Source organism: Parapedobacter sp. ISTM3 (assembly GCF_016533505.1).
Classification (GTDB): domain Bacteria; phylum Bacteroidota; class Bacteroidia; order Sphingobacteriales; family Sphingobacteriaceae; genus Parapedobacter; species Parapedobacter luteus.
The window spans coordinates 409522-430747 of sequence record NZ_JAENGN010000003.1 but is presented as its reverse complement, the minus strand read 5'-3'; the positions used below and the strand labels follow the sequence as shown (position 1 = coordinate 430747).

The following is a 21226-nucleotide window of genomic DNA, read 5'->3' as shown; positions in this document are numbered from 1 at the left end:
TAGACAATGCCGTTAGACTTATCAGACATTTTAGTAGTTGGGGTTTCGAGTCGAGCATTATTCGACTTAGAAGCTGAAAATGAAATTTTTAATAAAGAAGGTATATCAGGCTACAGGAAATACCAACAAGAGCATGAAAATGAGTTATTGACACCTGGAACTGCATTTCACTTAGTTCAAAGCCTACTTCATTTGAACACGGATGCAAAAAAGCGAATTGTTGAAGTTGTTGTTATGTCACGTAATAGTCCTGAAACAGGAGTTAGAATAATGAACTCTGTTCGAGAACACGGACTCGACATAACAAGAATGGCATTTAGTGGTGGCGAACCTTTATCACCCTACATAGACGCTTTTGATATTGACTTATTTTTAAGCAAGGACGTAAAAGATGTACAAGCTGTAATTGATTCAAAAAGTTGTGCAGCCGCATACATTTATGCACCACCAACAGAATTTAAACCCTTGGACAATCGTGTTAAAATTGCTTTTGACGCTGATGCTGTACTATTCTCTGACGAATCTGAACATAGGTACAAAACCGAAGGAATAGAGGCGTTTCACAAGTATGAACAGGAACATGAGAATGACGCTTTAGGTGAAGGACCATTTGCCAAACTATTGATAAAGTTATCAAAGATTCAAGAAGAACTACCAACGACTATTGAGTTATCACCATTGAGGTTAGCTATTGTAACCGCAAGAAACGCACCTTCACACATGAGAGTAATTAAGACATTGAGAAAATGGGGAGTATATGTTGATGAAGCCTATTTTCTTGGCGGACTGACCAAAGACAAAGTTTTAAAGGCTTTCGGTGCTCATATTTTCTTTGACGACCAAGATGTACATCTTAAAGACTCTTCTCGATTTGTTCCATCAGGACGAGTTCCGTATGCTTCCGACTCGCCCTTGTTTAAACCAGACTTGACAAATGTTAAGTTTGAAATTGTGAGTAAGACAAATGAAGAAAGCAAATAGCACTGGCTATAACATGGTATTTGCAATAGTGCGGCTCGACGTTAAGTGCTCAACTTCGGTAATTCTATTTAACTTTAGTGCAAAACTCGGCTGACGTAATGCTATTGCCGCACCATCGCAAATACCTAATCCGTTGTGTGCAACCCTAAAAGACAACACGACCGACAGAAAACGAACAGAAAAATGAAAGACAAAATGCCAACGCTTCAGCAAAATCAAAAGAGCTGCATCCCCACGCTCATAGCCAACGCAATGCAGCACATTTGCTTTTACCCCAACGCACCATGGGACAACTATCACGGTTCGACAGAACGACAAGGCATTTAAAAAACTAACTTTGACAATTAAAATTTAGCATAACAGACAACAAATGAGTGAGAATTTAGAATTAGAAAAAACCCTTTGGCAAGCAGCCGACAAACTACGCAACAATATGGATGCGGCTGAATACAAACACGTTGTATTGGGTTTGATTTTCTTGAAATATATTTCAGATGCTTTTGATGAACTTTACAACCAATTAGAAGCAACCAAACACGAAACGGGAGCAGACCCCGAAGACAAGGACGAATACACAGCCGAAAGAGTTTTTTATGTGCCACCACAAGCACGTTGGAAATGGCTGCAAGGCAGAGCCAAACTACCGACAATCGGAAAAGACATTGACGAAGCAATGGACAGCATTGAAAGGGACAATGCTGCACTAAAAGGTGTTTTGCCAAAAGACTATGCCCGACCTGCACTCGACAAACAAAGACTTGGTGAATTGATTGACCTGATTGGCTCAATCACATTGAGCAAAGCTGGAAACGGAAAAGGCAAAGACGTTTTGGGCTTTGTGTTTGAGTATTTCTTGGGGCGGTTTGCAGATGCCGAAGGCAAAAAGGGCGGACAGTTTTACACGCCTGCCAGCATTGTAAAACTCTTGGTAGAAATGCTTGCCCCCGAAGCAGAAAAACGAGTGTATGACGGTTGTTGTGGTAGCGGTGGAATGTTTGTGCAAAGTGAAAAATTCATAGAACTGCACGAACACCGCAAAGGCAAAATATCCATTTTCGGACAGGAGAGCAACCCAACAACTTACAAGTTGGCAAAAATGAATTTGGCCATCCGTGGGATTGATGCCAAAATTGAATTAGGAGACACTTTGATGAATGACAAGTTTCCTGATTTAAAAGTGGATTACATTTTAGCTAATCCACCATTTAACGTAAGCGATTACAACATCAACAAAGCCGAAACGCATAAATGGAAATATGGCATACCACCCTCAGGAAATGCCAACTACGCTTGGTTGCAACATTTTGTGAGCAAGTTAGCTCCTTATGGCACGGCAGGTATTGTTTTGGCAAACGGCAGTATGAGTTCTGAAATAGCCACCGAAGGCGAAATCAGAAAAGCCATGATTGAGGCCGACTTGGTGGATTGTATGGTGGCATTGCCTTCTCAATTGTTTTACAATACCCAAATTCCGGCATGTTTGTGGTTTTTGGCGCGCAACAAAACCGAAACCACCAAATTCAGAAACCGCACCAACGAAGTGCTTTTTATTGATGCACGAGAATTGGGCAGCATGATAAGCCGTAAGCAAAGAGAACTCACCGACAAAGACATTGCAAAAATCTCTGACACCTATCACAACTGGAGAGGCAAAGAATATCAAGAGAAATACAAAGATGTGCCGGGCTTTTGCAAATCGGCTAACATTCAGGAAATCCGCAAAAACAATTATGTCCTGACCCCAGGGCGATACATTGACTTTAAGCAAGTAGAAGAAGACGGACAAGCATTTGACGAGAAAATGAAAATACTCACTGCTACCCTTTCAGAGCAAATGCAAAAAGCGAATGAATTGGATGAAGCGATAAAACAAAACCTTGCGAAAATCGGCTATGGCTTATAGAATAAAAACATTGATTGTATTTGACACCAACGTATTGCGTGATATGTTGGGCAAAGAAGTCGTGTATAATTCATTCACTTTTGGTAAGTCTTACAATGAACTCGATACTTTCATCAAGGAAAACGGATTGGAAGAATATGTAAAACTTTCCGTTTCCACTATGGTCATTGAAGAACTCAAAAACCAAAAGAAACGAGCATACAAACAAGATATTGCCAACCTGAAAGAAATCGTAAAACGACTTGAAGGCTTGCCACATATTCCAGAAGGCTCAATTCCAATACCTGATGAAGACTTTGATTGTGGTGCTTTCATAGAGCAAAACGCAGCAGCGTACATAGCAGCAAATAACATCAATACTTTGGTTTACAAAGAAGAACACGCTTCTTCCATTTTGAACAATATGGTTCAAAAGGTAGTAAATACGGATAAGCCTCTTTCGCCTTTTGCCATTTCAGGACCATACAAAGATGCAGGTTTCAAGGATGGTATCATTTGGGAAACCCTTATGCATTTTGAAACGGTATTGGAATATGACAAAGTGATTTTCCTTTCAAAAGATGGCGACTACAAAGAAAACTGTTTGGACGACTTCAAAGAGAAATGGAACAGACACATCAAAATTGAAAAAGACAAAAACAATGTGATAGCCGAACTCAAACGAGATTACGGCAACTACATTGAAGAACGAGCCATTCACGATTTTGCCGACAAGGATTATTTCAGGGATTATCTGTTTGACCAGTTGAAGGTAAAAACGGAAATAGCCATTAACGGCTCAAATTTCAAGATTGAGAATTTTATAATTGAAAACCCCTGCACGTTGGTTGAGCGGATGCCACCAACTGATGAAGAAGATGAATACATCATCATCAACTCTGAAATCAAAATCCACTTCACCGAAGCAAAGGAGAAAAAACAACAGGTGGTATTGGCACAAACGAAACTTGCAGACGAAGAAACAAAAGACATTATTGAAACCACTTACGATATTGAATTGATATGATTAAAGTAAATTGAATATTATGAAAACAAATGAAGGCTTACCATTAGTAAAATTTATGATGCTCCTAAGTAGTATGGCTCCGTTGTTTCTACTTGTTGGTATTCGGGGAATGGAAGCTGTGGTGAGTGAGAACCATTTGTGGATTGCTGTCCTATTACTATTAATCATTCCATTTATAATAATTAAACTAAGGATTCATTTTGCAGTAAAAAGCAATGATGTTTATGTGCTTGATGTTTCGGAAACAAAGAATAATAAGGAATATTTGTTCACCTACCTTTTTACCGTTTTGCTGCCTTTATACAGCGTTTCAATAAGCGACAAAAGAGAATTCGGTGCAATGATTTTCGCTATCTGTTTCGTCATTTTTGTTTTATGGAATATGAATCTACATTTTGTAAATATCCTTTTTGCATTGCAAGGATACAGGGTTTTTACAATTGAAAGCTTTGATTCTGCAATCCTACTTACAACAAGGTCAACCATTCCAAAAAACTTGAATGAAATGAAAGTTCACAGACTTAGCAACACTGTTTTTATCGAAATAAAAAAATACGATTATGCCAATTGAAGATTTTAGCCATATAGAATTCGGAATTTGCACCATTATAGAAGGGCAGCAAGCAATTGTTAGAATCCCTATTGATGATTCAGTTAGAACTATGCTCTATGAAATGCACGAAGAATTCTACAATACATATTTTGCTATAGAAGGTGAACCTGAACAATATCAAGCAAGTGAGAAATATGGGGCAACTGAAAAGCTCATTATTCCTTTAAACAATGAACACCTTTCTTCACTTAGAGAATTGTACAACCAAAACAATATACCAATAGCGAATATTGCTTTGGGTGAAATTGCAAATTCAATAACTTATTATTTTGCGATTTTCAGGCACAGAAATGGTGCAAAGCAAATTGCAATAAAGAGACCTTCTCAATTTAAAGGACTTCTTCGAAAAAAATTGATTCATTTAATTGACGACACTCTGCAGGTGCTGCCTGATAATATTTTCAAACTCGATAACGATTTTGATTTTATTATTAACGAAAACAACATTGACATATTACACCCAACAGGTTTCAATTTCATTGCCAACATTGAAGATGAAATTTTACGCTCTGCTGCTGACGCTACAAGACAGTTATCGGTTAGGATCCAGTTTGTGAATTTTAATTATTTGGCAGATTTTGTCGGTCATTCCAAAACCGCGGCTAAACTTATCGCATCAATTAAATCAAGAGATGATTTAGAAAGAACTTCGCAAGAAAAATTAATTGAAAAATGCACTCGAATTGGTGTTGTGGTAAGAGAAGAAAATGGTCAATTAATTCCTGATGAAGCACACATAGTAAGGTTTTTAGAAATACTTGATAGACGTGGTTATGATTTTGACATTTTAGATGATGATATTCCTGAAATCTATGTTGCAGCAAGCAGAAAAAGAGTAAGATAATTATGAGCGAATGGAAAACATATAAGTTAGGCGAGTTTGCTGAATTGCGAAAGGAGCAGATAATTCCTAACGGAAAAGAACAGCCTTATATTGGTTTAGAACATATTGAGCAACAAAGCCTAAGGTTGAATGGTGTGGGTAGCTCAAATAGTGTAATCAGTAACAAATTCAAGTTTTACAGCGGTGATATTTTATATGGAAAGTTGCGACCTTATTTTAGGAAAGTCTATAAACCAAAATTTGAAGGTGTTTGCTCAACCGATATTTATGTAATAAGAAACAAGAAACTTGTTGACAAGGATTATCTTTTTTATCTCGTGGCAACGGAAGAATTTACAAATATTGCAAATTCAGGAAGTTCAGGTACACGTATGCCAAGAGCGGATTGGAAACAACTTGAAAAATCGGAATGGAATTTGCCTGACCTACCAACCCAAAAACAAATCGCCCAAATCCTTTCTTCATTGGACGACAAAATAGAACTCAACCTGCAAATGAACCAAACTTTGGAAGCTATGGCTCAAGCCATTTTCAAAGAGTGGTTTGTCAATTTCAACTTTCCCGGATTTGATGGCGAGTTGGTGGATGGACTGCCGAAGGGGTGGAGCAAAATAACCTTGGATGAGATTGCTAAAGTAAAAAATGGCTATGCTTTTAAGGGAACAGACTTTATTAATGAAGGTGTTCCAGTGATAAAAATAAAAAACGTTAAGCCTAACAAAATACTATTAAATGACCTTAGCTATGTGAGTAGAGAAGTAGCGGACAAAGCCATTAAATACGTAATAAATCAAGATGATATATTAATTACAATGTCGGGCAACCGAATGAATGGAACACCTGATACTTGGGTCGGTAAGGTTGCACTTTTCCAAAGGCAAGGAGAATATCTTTTAAACCAAAGGGTTTCTGTGATTGATTTAACTCCTGATTATTCACATTTGAAATACTATTTAACAATATTGCTTTCATCTATTGAATTTCAGAACTACTTCATTTCAAGTGCTACCAGTTCAGGGGGGCAAGCAAATATATCTCCTGCTCTAATTTATAGTACTGAAATAATTTTACCTGATTTAGAAACATCACAGAAGTTCTATTTAACTATAAAATCATTCTACAATAAAATCCTTGAGAATGAATTGCAAATTGAATCATTAACCCAAACCCGTGATACACTTCTACCCAAGTTAATGAGCGGAAATATAGCAGTAATGAACGCATAATGGATAAATTGAAATTCTATATAACCAATCGTTTTATCCTGCTTATTATAAGCGTGATTTTGTTTGTTGGTATTCATTACCTTTTTACAAGTTCAATTTTGCCCGATACATCAACAAAGAATATTTGGTTTTATTCAGGGCTTTTTATGCTCTTTTTTTCAATTCTTTTCATCGAGCCTTACTATTCATCACCAAAAAATGTAATCACTAATTCTATTCCTTTATTGTTGGTTTATGTTTCTGTAAAAGAATCATTTACTCACAATGGATTGTGGGTTACCACTATTTCAATTATTGGCTTGTTATTAATTGTGTCAATTGTTGCCATTGCAATCAGTTCAGATAACGAAAGTCCCGATTCTACAAGAAACAAGATATCAGCCACATTAAAAAACATTGCGGTATTCTTTGGTCGTGGTAAAATCATTTACTCTTTTGTTTTCATCTCTGTTTTGATACTATATAAAGCCGAAATCTTAACAGAAATAAGCGACACCTATTTGTTTACAATGGTTATTCTGTGGGGCTTCGTTTTAATCATAGATTCACAATCCCTTCACAATTCATTTAGAAGAGAAAAGAAAAAGCTACAGTCAAATGCAATAGGTGAAATATTCGGAGTACAGTCCAAGAAAATATTTTTAGTCAAGCTGTTTGAAGACAAAAGTAAAAGCATTAAAAGATTCGATATAGTAAAATTCAAATACTCAATGCAGGATTCTGATGAGTATGCTATTGCAGGAATTGTGTTTGACACGTACTTGCTTAATCAGGAAAAATGGGTTAAAGTTTTACAGTTAGGAACTGCCGAGAAGGATTTGGTTAATTACAGTAAAAACATAGTCTATAAAGTAACTGAAAGGGAAGAAGTTCAAGGCTTGACGAAAACACTTAATGTTGAAAATTTTGTTGGTGTTGTTATCGAAAAATCAACAATTGGCACTATCAAATTCGAGTATTCTAAGAAAACAGATGACATTCAAGAAGGTGATTTATTAGAACTTATAATTGGCAAGCGTAGATTGTTTTATCAGGTGATAAGCGGCTCAACTGAGTATGAAAAATTAGAGAGCAAAAATGAAACAGGATTTATTGAAGGCGAAGCAATTCAATTAGGCGAATGGCAAAATGATTTACTTTCCTTCCAAAAATTTGGATGGGTTCCAGCCATTAACACTCCTATTTTTAAAGCTGATACAGGTAATATTCAAGTTCAAGAATATACTTATCCTGATTTCAAGTTGGGTACAATTCCTAATACACAATTACCATCTGTTATTAATTTGCACGAAGCTGTAAGTCATCATACAGCGTTAATTGGTGTTACAGGTTCGGGTAAATCATTTCTTGCAAGAGAGTTAATTAACCAATTACGAAGTGATACGAAAATCATTTGTATCGATTTTACCGGAGAATGGAAAAAGAGAGAGCAGCTTACGTCACTGAATAGAGACAACTTGGACACTTTTTTGGCTGCCCAAGATAATTCGATTGGTTTAGTTGAGCTACCAACAGTAAGCAATACTGTTGGCGTTATTCAATCCACAGAAAATTTTATAAGTCTAATATTTTCAAAGGCAAAAGAAGCCTACGAAGCAGATACGCCTTTAAGAATTTGTTTAGTGCTTGAAGAAGCACATACTATAGTTCCTGAAGGGACTTTTCTTGGTGTGAATGATTGGGATAGCAAAGCAGTGGTCAATAAGATGGGGCAAGTAGCTTTACAAGGTCGCAAGTATGGAGTTGGCTTATTGGTTATAGCGCAGCGCACCGCCAATGTATCTAAAACGGTTCTAACTCAATGTAATACGATTATATGTTATCAAGCATTTGATGAAACAAGTTTTACATTTTTAGGAAATTATATCGGTAAAGACTTGGTACAATCTTTACCAAATTTGAAACGGTATCACGCAATAGTTACAGGAAAAGCCATCCGCTCAAATGTACCTATGATAGTCAATTTAGAAAGAAATGAAGAATAGCATCACCGAAAACGAAATAGAAGAAATCGCCCTTAGCTATCTCCAGAATTTAGGCTATTCCTATATTTTGGGTACGGATATTTCCCCTGATGGTGAGCACCCCGAAAGGCAATACAACGAAGTGGTGTTGGTTACCCGTTTGCGTGATGCCATTGATAAACTCAATCCCAACATTTCGCAAGATGCCAAAGAAGAGGCCCTGAAAAAAGTATTGCGTACCGAAAGCCCCAATGCCTTAATCAACAACGAAACTTTTCACCGCTACCTGACTGATGGCGTGGATGTGGAAATGAGAACCGAAAGCGGCATTCGTGGCGAGAAAATCTATATAGTTGATTTTGAAAACCCCGAAAACAACAAGTTTTTAGCCGTCAACCAGTTTACGGTAATAGAAGGCAACCAAAACAAACGCCCCGATATAATTCTGTTTGTAAACGGTTTGCCTTTGGTTGTAATAGAACTCAAAAATGCCGTGGATGAAAACGCCAACCTGAAATCGGCATTCAACCAACTGCAAACCTACAAACAAGCCATTCCTTCGCTTTTCACTTACAATAGTTTACTCATCATCAGTGATGGTTGGGATGCCCGTTGTGGCACCATTACCAGCGATTACGGCAGGTTTATGACTTGGAAAACCAAAGACGGGCAAACCACAGCCGACCATTTGCAACCCCAAATGGAAGTGTTGTTTCACGGAATGTTGAACAAACAAACGCTGTTGGATTTAATCCGCCATTTTATAGTCTTTGAAAAAAGCGATAGCAAAACACTCAAAAAAGTAGCCGCCTATCATCAGTATTATGCCGTAAACAAAGCCGTAGAAAGCACCGTAACCGCCAGCGGAAACAATGGCGACAGGCGTGGCGGTGTGATTTGGCACACACAAGGAAGCGGCAAAAGTTTGAGTATGGTTTTCTTTTCTGGCAAGCTCATCATTGAGCCAAGAATGGAAAATCCCACTTTGGTCATCCTGACCGATAGAAACGACTTAGACGAGCAATTGCACGAAACCTTTACCAATTGCCAGCAACTTTTACGGCAAGAACCACAAAAAGCAGAAAGTCGCAGAGAATTACGCCAGTTGTTGCAAGTGGCATCAGGTGGTATAGTGTTTACCACCATTCAAAAGTTTATGCCAACGAAAAGTGACATTGTGCAGCCCGAAAATGAAAATGGAGTAAACGAGCCAAGTGTGGAATATATCGGTGCAGATATACAGGCACTCAGTGAACGAAAAAATATTGTAGTCATAGCAGATGAAGCCCACAGAAGCCAATACGATTTTATTGATGGCTTTGCCAAACATTTGCGTGATGCCTTGCCCAATGCCACTTTTATTGGTTTCACAGGCACACCCATTGAAACCACCGACAAAAACACCCAAGCCGTTTTCGGTAACTATGTGGACATCTATGACATTCAGCAAGCCGTAAACGATAAAGCCACCGTTCCTATTTTCTATGAAAGCCGATTGGCAAAAGTCCACTTTGCAGAAGATGAAAAAGTAACGATTGACGAACAGTTTGAAGAACTCACCGAAGGTGAAGAACTGAGCAACCGCCAACAGATGCGGGCAAAGTGGACACGCTTGGAAGCCATTGTAGGCAACCCCAACCGCTTGCAGAAGATTGCAGAAGATTTGGTCTATCACTTCGAGCAACGCAATGCTGTTTTAGACGGCAAAGCAATGATAGTGTGTATGAGCCGCAGAATTTGTGTGGAACTCTATGAAGCCATCATCAAAATCCGTCCTTTGTGGCATTCAGATGATGACGACAAAGGCACAATAAAAGTGATTATGACAGGAAGCAGCAGTGATGCCCTGAATATGCAAGCCCACATTCGCAACAAACCCAGAAGAAAAGCCATTGGCGACCGCTTGAAAAATCCGAACGACCCATTAAAGTTGGTCATTGTTCGAGATATGTGGCTCACAGGTTTTGATGCCCCTTGTTTGCATACGCTGTATGTGGACAAGCCAATGCGTGGACACAACCTGATGCAAGCCATTGCAAGGGTAAACCGAGTATTTACCGAAGGCAAAGAAGGCGGTTTGGTGGTGGACTATTTGGGCATTGCACAAGAACTGAAAACTGCCTTAGCAGACTACACCGCAAGTGGTGGCGAAGGCAAACCGACACTCGACCAAGAATTGGCAGTTGCCAAAATGTTGGAACTACACGAAGCCATAGATTACCAGTTAAGGCATTTTGATTGGCGTAAATTCTTCACGCTTACACCCGAAGAAAAACTGAAATTTATTCCCGTTATCGTGGATTACATTTTCAGTCAGGAAAACGGAGAACAGAGTTTTACCGAAAACACGAAAAATCTGCTGAAAGCCTTTGCGATTTCCGTTCCCCACGAGCGGGCAATGGCAATCCGTGATGATGTGGCATTGTTTCAAGCCATCAAATCAAGGTTGGTAAAAATATCAGACCGAAACGAAGGCGGCAGGACGGACGAAGAAATGGAAACGGCCATCAAGCAAATCATTTCAGAAGCCATCACAGCCGACAATGTGATTGACATTTTTGATGCCGCAGGACTTAAAAAGCCCAACATAGAAATTCTTGACGAACGCTTTTTGCAAGAGCTGAAAGACTTGCCACAAAAGAATTTAGCCGTTGAGTTGTTGAAAAAACTACTCAAAGACGAAATCAAGAAGCGGACAAAAATCAACTTAGTGGAGAGCAAGAAATTTTCAGAAATGTTGGAAGATGCTATCAAACGCTACCACAACGGAATGATAGACACGGTGGAGTTTTTGGAAAAAGTGCTAATCCCATTTGCCGAGCAAATGAAAGAAGCCGACAAGCGTGGCGACAAATTAGGATTAGATTACAGAGAATATGCTTTTTACACCGCCTTGGAAGTGAACAACAGTGCAGTAGCCGTTTTGGGTGACGACATTCTTCGACACATTGCCCAAGAGCTTTTAAAAACCGTCCGCAACAGCACGACTATAGATTGGACAATTAAAGAAAGTGTTCAATCTGCACTAAGACGAAACATCAGACGAATTTTAAGATTACACGGTTATCCGCCAGACTTACAAGAAAAAGCGGTAGACACGGTTATTACACAGGCTAAAATGTTAGCAGAAGACTTGGTAAAAAATGGAGACAAAAAAGAAGAATAAGCCCACGCTATTGGTGGCACATTTGCAAAACCGCACCAGCCCACGCTAAAGCCAAGTTTTGCAAAAGAGCCACCAAGCCATCGGTACTAACGTACCCCGCTATCTACGCATCAAGAGAATCTACTAAGCATCGAAATTTGGAAACCCACAATAGGAATTTGGAATTAGAGTTAGCTTCTATAGGTCCATTTATTGAATTGCTCCCAGAGGCAAAAAAAGAAGCAATCAAAGAAGAATTGGTAAAAAAATATTTTGGACAACAGGCAAGTATTCATTTTGACAACAAGGATGAAGTTTCAATAAATGGTTTAGAAAAAATATTAAAGGTGATTTTACCTTTTGTAAAGAAGTAGAGCTAAGAAGTACAGCAGACGCACAAACAATATTTAATTTGCTGTAAGAAAATGGAATATAGAAAAAAAACATCATAAATTAATGTGTAAATTTGCATTATATGGCAAAGGCAGACTACATCATATCGTTAATTAAATCGCATTACAATAATGAACCTGAAAGGTTCACCACTATTGCATTGCAGATAGCTGCCCACGAAGCAAAACTCGGGCATAATATCGTAGCCAACGAGATTAAAACGATTATTGACAAGGCAAAGGAAACCAAACATAAAACCAAAACGTTTGCTCCCGATTTACAAGGGTTGATACAGGAAAACGTTCCTGCGGTAAATCTTTCAGATATGATTGCTTCCGATGACATTAAATCAAAAGTCAATCGCATTATATCAGAGTTTGTACAACGAGACAAACTTCGTAAACACGATTTGGAAAACCGCAGGAAAATTTTGCTTTCGGGTCCTCCCGGAACAGGAAAGACTCTGACGGCTTCTATCCTTGCCAATGAATTGAGGTTACCGCTTTATACCATTTTAATGGATAAGATGGTAACGAAATTTATGGGCGAAACGAGTGCCAAACTTCGTCAGGTGTTTGATTTGATTGAGCAACGACAAGGCGTTTATCTGTTTGATGAATTTGATGCGATTGGTGGTGAACGAAGCCGTGACAATGATGTGGGTGAAATGCGGAGAGTATTAAACTCTTTTCTCCAATTCATCGAACGGGACAATTCTGACAGTCTTATTATAGCGATTACCAACAATAAAGAACTATTAGACCAAGCCCTTTTCCGCAGGTTTGATGATGTTATTTTATACAACCTGCCAAGTCTGGAAGAAAAAGAAGAATTACTTAAAAACAGACTTGCTCAATTTGCCAAGAAAATCAAATTTAAAGACTTGCTGCCCAATATTAACGGTTTGAGCCACGCCGAAATATCACTTGCCTGCATAGATGCCATTAAAGAAACCATTTTGAATGACAAGCAGCCAATGAACAATGAATTAATTCTCAGGGCAATCAAAGACCGTAATGCAGCATATCATAAATAATTTGGACGAATGGCATCATATAAACACATTTTTATTACAGGAAATGTAAATAGTGAAAAATTTAAAACTCCACAAAGAGGCAGAGGGGAATCAAATATTCCTGCTCGTAATAGAGTAGCTCACAGCCAAAAACTTTTAAATCAGCTTGATGCAATCTGGCAAGCAAAAGAACAATTGCAACGACAGCGTGGGGCTGAACAAATAGCAACCAGAGAGGGAACCTACATTTCGTTTACCAGTGCTGCTGACCACGACTTGATTACCAAAAGTCTGGAAGACCTTAGAAAAGGTATCCGCTTATTGAATATCAAAGAGATCCCTGTTGGTGAAAACCAAACTCAGATACGGGCAACAGTGTATGTTCCTAATGGAAAAGAAGGACATTTCATTTCCAAAATCCAAAAATATCAGCAAGAAGAAACGGCTAAAGGAGAACCTAAAAATGCTCCTTTAGTAAATAGTATCGAAGACGTAAGCATAGCACTATTAGAAGGTTTGTGGACAGATAATCCACAACTTATTCCTGAAGAAAATACTAAGTGGTGTGAAGCGTGGTTGAATGTAAACACAAAAGAAAACCAAGAGCAAGAACAAATTGCACAATTTCTAACTACGCTTGAAAACATTGGAATAGCATATAAACACAACAGTATTATTTTCCCCGAAAGAGCCGTTTTACTCGTCAATGCAAACCGTGCACAGTTAATTGAACTGATGTTGCAAAGTGACTTGTTGGCAGAATTTCGGGCAGGGCAAGAACCTGCAGGATTTTGGGTAAATGAAAGTAATGTGGAGCAACAGAATTGGGTAAATGATTTATTAGGAAGAATAGAGCTTGTCGATAGCAATGTAAAAGTTTGTTTATTAGATTCAGGTGTAAACAATGGGCATCAATTGTTGCAACCACTGATTGATGATGCTAATACACTGACTGTTGATAATGTCTGGGGAACAGACGACCACGAATCAGGAGCAGGACACGGAACATTGATGGCGGGTGTCGCGGCTTATGGAAAAATGGAACAGGTGCTTGTTTCACAAAATCAAGTTCCGCTTACACATAGGCTTTGTTCCGTAAAAATTCTTCCACGCCCCCATCAAAATGGAACACCAAAAGAATTATGGGGTGATATAACTGCACAGGCAATTGCAAGAGCAGAAATTCAAAATCCCAATATGGTTTTGGTTTATTGTATGTCCGTTACTTCAACAGAAGATGTAAATTTTGGGAGACCTTCCTCTTGGTCTGGAGCAGTAGACAACTTAGCTTATGGCGACGGTGAGAATCAGCGATTGATAATTGTCTCCGCCGGGAATATCCGTGATGATGAATCGTGGCAAAATTATCCTTATTCAAATTTTACCTCTTCTGTTCAAAACCCCGCGCAGGCATGGAATGCTGTCGTGGCAGGAGCACACACCGAAAAAGTACAAGTAACTGACCCTAATTTTCAAAACCATTCTCCTGTTGCCAATGAGGGTGAGCTTTCTCCTTATAGTTCGACTTCATTAATATGGGAAAAAAGATGGCCAGTAAAGCCCGATGTTGTATTTGAGGGAGGAAATTTACTGAAAGCACCTGATAACAACATCACGTCTCACGAAGACTTGGAATTGCTCTCCACTTCAAAATCTATACAAATTAAGCCATTTGATACTGTGAATGCTACAAGTGCAGCCGCTGCACAAGCATCTTGGTTTGCAGCAAAAGTAGCCTTTGAATATCCGAATGCTTGGGCAGAAACCATCAGAGGTTTAATGATTCATTCTGCCGATTGGAATAATGCGATGCGCAATCAGCACGAAAAGCAAAACAATAAAAGAGATATTACAAATCTACTACGAACTTTTGGTTTTGGAGTCCCCAATTTAGACAAGGCTTTGTACAGTCAGGAGAGTGCATTGACATTTATTGCGCAGGAAACCATTCAACCCTTTAGTTACAAAGAAGGAAGTAGTAGTGATACCGAAACGAACGAAATTCACTTTTTCGACCTTCCCTGGCCAAGCGATTTATTATTGGAAATGGGGCAAATACCTGTTAAATTGCGGATTACCCTTTCCTATTTTATAGAACCGGGGGCAGGCGAAATCGGTTGGAAAGACAAATATCGTTATCAATCGCACGGTTTACGCTTTGATGTAAACAATATTGGTGAAAATGAGGATGATTTTAGAAAGCGAATAAATAAAGCAGCCAGAGAAGAAGATGAAGAAGTAAATGGAAATGCAGGAAGTAATCGTTGGGTAATAGGGACTAATAACCGTAGTAGCGGTTCAATTCATTCTGACTTTTGGGAAGGTACAGCGGCAGATTTATCAACTTGTAATCACATTGCCGTTTATCCGGTTATTGGATGGTGGCGTGAGCGGAAGCACTTAGGAAAAGTAGAAAATAAAACACGTTATTCCTTGATTATTTCGATTGAAACCCCTGCCCAAGACGTTGAACTATATACAACAGTCAAAACTATGATTGAAGTCCCAGTTGAGATTCAAACCTCATAGAAGAATATGAAGATATGGCAAGCATCACCGAAAACCAAATAGAAGAAATTGCATTAGGTTATTTACAAAGTTTAGGCTATGAATACCTGAACGGAGTAAATATATCTCCCGATGGCGAGCACCCCGAAAGGCAATACAACGAAGTGGTGTTGGTTACCCGTTTGCGTGATGCCATTGACAAACTCAACCCCAAGATTTCGCAAGATGCCAAAGAAGATGCCCTAAAAAAAGTATTGCGTACCGAAAGCCCCAATGCTCTAATCAACAACGAAAACTTTCACCGCTACCTCACAGATGGCGTAGATGTAGAAATGCGAACCGAAAGCGGCATTCGTGGCGAGAAAATTTATATCGTTGATTTTGAAAGCCCAGAGAACAACGAATTTTTAGCCGTCAACCAGTTTACGGTATCAATGGCAGCCGAGCCGCAGGTAAAATATGGGAAATGATTAAGAAACTATCTATAAAGAACTTTAGAGGCATTGAAGAAGTCAACGACTTAGAAGTTGACCGCTTCAATATTTTCATTGGCGACAATGGAACTTCAAAAACTTCAACCCTTGAAGCAATCCATTTTTGCTTTTCGCCAAACTTCTTATCTGGGAGAATTAAACACACCGATTTTCCAAACGGAAACGACAACCCGATAAAAGTTTTAATAGAATTAGAAAATAGTATAAATGTGAATCTTCCTGACGGTTACACCGAGCAAACTGTAACCTGTAACAAAGTATTTTTAGGAATAAAAAAAAGAGATAAAAAGACAGCAGGGAAAATATTTTCCGACCTAGTTACATTAGACCATATTGTTGTTCCTGATATTCCAAGAGGCGAAAAAGGATATGCAGTAAAAAGAAAAAGCGGCAGTGACTTTACTTTTACAGAACGTTCATTGTCATTATCGCAAATATCAACCAATGAATTACCAAGAAGCTTTTTCTATGGTAAAGAAAGGGACAGGCAACTTCAAAAAGGTTACAATAGTTCGTTTTCAACAATTATTGACGATTTAAATTGGCGATTTTCAAGAAGTGTTAGAAAAGAATCTGAGGAGACTGGAAAGCCTGCCGAAATACTCAATAAGATTCCATCATTAACCAGTGAAATTGCAGATAAAGTAGAGTTCAATAAATATGAAATTTTCAAGGAGTTCAACAATCGAACAAAAGCATTTGGAATTGAGGAAATCAACCTTGCGATTTTAGATTCAATAGCTCCGTATGAATCAGCTTTTCTATCATCGAAGAAAGATGTTTTAGACTTACCAATAAAATATCTTGGCTCAGGAATAGAAATGATTATTTCGCTTTTGTTTTTGGAGACACTGGCTTCTATGTCAAAAGAAAAACTGTTGATTCTTATTGATGAACCTGAATTGCATTTACATCCACGATTGCAGGAACAATTAGCTGACTATCTATGGAACATTTCATCAAGAAAAGACGGGCATCAAATTTTCGTAACAACTCATTCGCCTGTATTTTTTAAAAACTGTGTTGGTAAAAGTGGTGTAAAAACGTTTGTAACGAACAGAGAAGTAAAGACAAATAAGATTTTAGTCAATGAAATGTCTTTTGCTAATGGTTTATTTCCTTGGAGTCCTTCTTGGGGAGAAATAAACTATCTAGCTTACAACTACGTGACCATTGAGTTTCATGATGAACTTTATGGATTCATACAAGAAAAAACTCAATGCTTTTTTGAAAAAGACATGGACGATTTACTGGAGCAGAAATTTGGAATCCCCAAGGACAGGGCATGGATACCTGAAAAAGCGGGAGTGCCTCAAGCCTCAAAAAATGTCACGCTACCAGTATTCATAAGAAACAAAATTCACCATCCTGAGAATAAGACAATGCAAGCAGTTAGTTTCAACGGTGCAGAATTGCAACAATCAATTGAGTATCTAATCAAGGTAGCACAAACAGTCAAATAAGGAATTAGTGATGATTAAAATACATGGCACAATATCACTTACAAAAATTCAGAATCTATATTCTGAACTCGCTTCATCTAATGATGCTGTGATTGATGTGCATTTACCTAAGAAAATAGAAAAACTGGATTTCGGTTTACTCTTTTCCTATTTACAGTTTTTGTCCACTTGGGTAAGAAATAATCGTTCAGGCAAATTGTATCTACCAGTTAACAACACGGAAGAAGCAATTGAATATTTGGATAACAATGAGTTTGTTTATCCATCCATCGTTTTGGCTTGGGAGAAAGAAATTGTAAATGCGAATGGAGAAAACATAAAAGGAGAATTGAAGAATCCGAGCAAGGAATACTTTAACCGCATGGATTTTTTCGACTTAAAAGGAAATTCCGTTCCTATTTATTGCTTCGACCATGACAAATCAAATAGAGGACTTTCACGCCACCTTTACAAGAATTTCAGAGAACTGGTTAATGAAACCACTCTAGGTTTTAATCTTTTCAATGCCTTTAAAAAAGTTGGAGACTTCAACAAAGGTGTGTTTAGAACAGGTGTAAAAGGTCATTATGATGACTTTATAGCAATAATCCACGAACTTTTTACGAATACACACGAACACGCAAAGACGAATGAACTTGGCTATAATCTATATCCAAATATTCGTGCATTACAATTGAAATTTCACAAGAAGCCGATTAACAAATTCGTTGAACAGTTTCAAGATTATGCAGGTCTTGTTCAATATTTCAATTCAGGATTTAATGTTAATCCACAAGGTGATTTGTATCTCTTAGAAATTTCAATTTTGGATAGTGGGCCTGGCTTTGTGAAACGATACAAAAGGATAAGCGATTACAATTTGAACATAGCCGAAGAGGTAGAAATTATCAAGCAATGTTTATACAGGCATAACACTTCTGCTGACGGATTCAGAGGTGAAATTAAAGGAATTGGACTCGACAGAGTTCTGCAAACACTAGACGGAAAAGGCTTTGTAAGAATAAAAACTGGACGGGCAGATGTTTTTCGTGACATGAGAAACAATCGCTATCACCATCATGACAATGCAAGTGAAATTCAGTTAAATGATTTTCAGAATAACAGCAAAAGCAATTTTACTGTATATCCAGCAGCAGAAGGCACATTACTTTCTATTTTTTATCCTTTAGAATTTAATCAACCATGAGAAACTACTTTATATACCAATATGAAGACGTAGTTTCTTCAACAGGAAAACTGAGAGTTACGGTATTGTTTATTCACCAAACGAAAATCGGTTCTCAGAATGAATTAGCTCAAGAACTAAATAATTTTTTTCAAGAACACAGTATTACCGACAAATTGGTGGTTCTTGTTCCAAACTATCTTGATGCTTCATCTTTAGAATTTTTCAAATCAGGCAGAGAAACAACATTTCAAAGGGTTCCGGGTAAATCGGCAGACTATTTTGATAAGTGTCTAATTATTTATGAGTATGATGCTGACGGCAGTTTTACTTTGATTGAAGGCAAGAAACCAAAACATGAGTCTAAGTTCATTTCACATCTGCTAAGAAGCGGTTCAACAGTAATTTTCAAAAACAATGGTGGTTTGGTTGAATCAACTCCTGACCATCACTTTGTTTTCCCAAGCAATAAACACTGTTCTAAGTTTATACGAACAGGAAATGTTCTGATAAATCAGTCAGAAATATTTTTCCTCGCTGTCCAACTTTTGAAACATACGAAGGATAGAAACATTATATACTGCGATACTTCATCAATCAATGTTTTGCCATATTCGGTTTTTGAATTGAGAAGAAGGTTTAAAATTGAGTTTGATTGCCCTATTGTTCACAGTTTTGAATCATATGATGTATTTGAAAAAAGCACTGATAGTTTTTCCCCTGAATCGTTAGTATTAATTTCATCCTCTACATCAGGCAATATCATTGACAGGCTATTAAAGGAAAAAAGAGCCGATAAGGAACAGATTCAGGTTGTTTACTTTTTAGGGCCAAATGACAAATTCTTAAACCACAGTGCTAATATTATTTGCAACCTGACAAAGGATTCTGAATTTCAATTAGGAGAGGAAGAATTTGAAACTTATAATAACCCTGAAGATTGTAAACTATGTAAGAACCATTCACGACCAATAAATATTCGTGGAGACGTATTTCTTACAGTTCAACCAAAAGTTGAAAGGCATCTTCTAACAATAAAACCTGAATATTTCGCAAAGAGTATCGCAACATTTGCTGAAAACTACAAAAGCGGATTACCAAACGAAGGAGTAATAAAAGTCTATTACAAAGACAATTTTCCTGATGCTAACTACGAAGTATATTTTGATATTGTCTATCTGCTAAAGAACTTAACCAAGTTTAAAAGGTTTGACGCAGCACTAAATAGACACATTGATAAATATATACCTGCAAACACCAAATATCTTTTGCATCTCCCTGACATTGGTTCAGAAGAACTTGCGAAGCATATTCTTACTAAAATTCCATCAAGCATAAAACCTGAGTTAATTAAACTCGATTCAGATTTTACAAGTAAAATCACAGAAGAATCGGGAACTGTTGTGATTGTTGCTTCCTGTATTACCACCGGAAAAAAACTATTACAGATAAGTCGCTTAATGCGAAATATGGAGAAGTTGAATTTGGTTTATTTCGTTGGCATTTACCGACCAGTAAACGATAAGTTCTCAACTGACCTAATTAGTGATTTAAAGAAAGGAAAAGACAAAAGCGATGAAAGGCCATTTGTCGCAGTCGAAACAATTTACTGTTCAATACAGCAAACCGAAACTTCTTGGGAACTGGAAAAAGTCTTTCTTGAAGACTTCATAGGTTCACTTGATGAAGACAAAGAACCTGAAGTTTACAGCTATGTAAATGAAAGACTTTCAATACTACTTGACAACAAAAAACTTCGTGGCTTTAGCAATGATGTTTTTCTGAAAACTGTTGGTAAGCAGGATTTACGATTAAGGAAGAATTTTGCGTTCTGGACTTCCTTTGACTATAAAGAAAATGAAATAGCTCAATCAGAAGTTTACTTTACCATATCGACAATCATTTCAAACCTTGAACAAAAGCAAATCAATTCTCATCCATCACTTAAACAGACGAACTATGTGAGAAATATGCTAAGTCCGAGAAACTTTCACCGATTTAATGACGGAATTATTCAAGCATCACTGCTAAGAAGCGGCAAAACTGAATATTTCGCCTATGACCTTGACAGCGAACTTAGTTTACAAATGAAAGAATTCCTGTTGAGTATAATTGACAAATACAATTCAGCAGACGGGGAAGCATTAATGGAATTTTTACTTGCAATTGGTATCAGACGACTTAAAATGAGAAAGGAAGACCTGAAAGAAGTTTTAAACAAAGCAATTGGTTGTCCAGACAAAATAGTTTCTAGATTTTCAGAATACATTAATAAAACGATAGCATAGCCCATGCAGCAGTCACACACATACCGCATTCGCACAAGCCAACGCACAGACCAAAAATGCGGTAAGAGTGTGCCTGCCCCAACCCAAGAAGAATTTCAAAATTTTTTCTCCCCCGCTTTTAGAAAAAAATTAAAACACGCCATCGCACTAACCGACACAGACAGACAGAAAAGTAAATGGACAACGACACGTAAAATCTGAATATTCCGGGGAAAGTA

At 37.8% G+C, this 21226-nt stretch carries 15 protein-coding genes; all 15 read left to right on the top strand.

What is annotated here, in order from left to right; genetic code table 11:
* Positions 1-6 precede the first annotated feature (6 nt).
* The 15 genes from JHJ32_RS06805 to JHJ32_RS06735 all read left to right on the top strand — a co-directional run bounded on the left by JHJ32_RS06805 (position 7) and on the right by JHJ32_RS06735 (position 21008).
* Positions 7-981 (top strand): 5'-nucleotidase, encoded by a 975-nt coding sequence (locus JHJ32_RS06805; protein WP_200120418.1) that lies wholly within the window; start codon positions 7-9, stop codon positions 979-981.
* 370 nt (positions 982-1351) lie between these two features.
* Positions 1352-2884 (top strand): class I SAM-dependent DNA methyltransferase, encoded by a 1533-nt coding sequence (locus JHJ32_RS06800; RefSeq protein WP_200120417.1) that lies wholly within the window; start codon positions 1352-1354, stop codon positions 2882-2884.
* Entirely contained in the window at positions 2874-3890 is a 1017-nt protein-coding gene (locus tag JHJ32_RS06795) for a PIN domain-containing protein (protein ID WP_200120416.1), read from the top strand. Before JHJ32_RS06800 ends, JHJ32_RS06795 begins: the two co-directional genes overlap by 11 nt.
* A gap of 19 nt (positions 3891-3909) precedes the next feature.
* Positions 3910-4461, top strand: a complete 552-nt coding sequence (locus tag JHJ32_RS06790) for a hypothetical protein (RefSeq protein WP_200120415.1) — start codon at positions 3910-3912, stop codon at positions 4459-4461.
* Positions 4451-5347: a Kiwa anti-phage protein KwaB-like domain-containing protein gene (locus JHJ32_RS06785; RefSeq protein ID WP_200120414.1), complete on the top strand. Its 897-nt coding sequence runs from the start codon at positions 4451-4453 to the stop codon at positions 5345-5347. Before JHJ32_RS06790 ends, JHJ32_RS06785 begins: the two co-directional genes overlap by 11 nt.
* A gap of 2 nt (positions 5348-5349) precedes the next feature.
* On the top strand, positions 5350-6573 hold the full coding sequence (locus tag JHJ32_RS06780; protein WP_200120413.1) for a restriction endonuclease subunit S: 1224 nt from the start codon (positions 5350-5352) through the stop codon (positions 6571-6573).
* Entirely contained in the window at positions 6573-8558 is a 1986-nt protein-coding gene (locus JHJ32_RS06775; protein ID WP_200120412.1) for an ATP-binding protein, read from the top strand. Before JHJ32_RS06780 ends, JHJ32_RS06775 begins: the two co-directional genes overlap by 1 nt.
* Positions 8548-11703, top strand: a complete 3156-nt coding sequence (locus tag JHJ32_RS06770; protein WP_200120411.1) for a type I restriction endonuclease subunit R — start codon at positions 8548-8550, stop codon at positions 11701-11703. The genes JHJ32_RS06775 and JHJ32_RS06770 overlap by 11 nt, the downstream gene beginning before the upstream one ends.
* A 158-nt stretch (positions 11704-11861) precedes the next feature.
* On the top strand, positions 11862-12056 hold the full coding sequence (locus JHJ32_RS06765; protein ID WP_200120410.1) for a hypothetical protein: 195 nt from the start codon (positions 11862-11864) through the stop codon (positions 12054-12056).
* Positions 12057-12157: 101 nt separating this feature from the next.
* On the top strand, positions 12158-13111 hold the full coding sequence (locus JHJ32_RS06760) for an AAA family ATPase (protein WP_200120409.1): 954 nt from the start codon (positions 12158-12160) through the stop codon (positions 13109-13111).
* A gap of 9 nt (positions 13112-13120) precedes the next feature.
* The gene (locus JHJ32_RS06755; RefSeq protein ID WP_200120408.1) at positions 13121-15619 is read left to right on the top strand and encodes a S8 family peptidase; all 2499 of its coding nucleotides are present in this window, start codon (positions 13121-13123) and stop codon (positions 15617-15619) included.
* Between the two features lie 14 nt (positions 15620-15633).
* A complete protein-coding gene (locus tag JHJ32_RS06750; RefSeq protein WP_233632515.1) occupies positions 15634-16068 on the top strand; it encodes a type I restriction endonuclease in 435 nt (144 codons plus the stop codon).
* Positions 16065-17555 (top strand): ATP-dependent endonuclease, encoded by a 1491-nt coding sequence (locus tag JHJ32_RS06745; protein WP_200120407.1) that lies wholly within the window; start codon positions 16065-16067, stop codon positions 17553-17555. Before JHJ32_RS06750 ends, JHJ32_RS06745 begins: the two co-directional genes overlap by 4 nt.
* A 10-nt stretch (positions 17556-17565) precedes the next feature.
* Complete coding sequence (locus JHJ32_RS06740) at positions 17566-18741, top strand: hypothetical protein (RefSeq protein WP_200120406.1); 1176 nt, start codon at positions 17566-17568, stop codon at positions 18739-18741.
* Positions 18738-21008 carry a hypothetical protein gene (locus tag JHJ32_RS06735; protein ID WP_200120405.1) on the top strand — a complete coding sequence of 757 codons (2271 nt, stop codon included), beginning with the start codon at positions 18738-18740 and terminating at the stop codon, positions 21006-21008. The genes JHJ32_RS06740 and JHJ32_RS06735 overlap by 4 nt, the downstream gene beginning before the upstream one ends.
* The last annotated feature ends 218 nt before the right edge of the window (positions 21009-21226 follow it).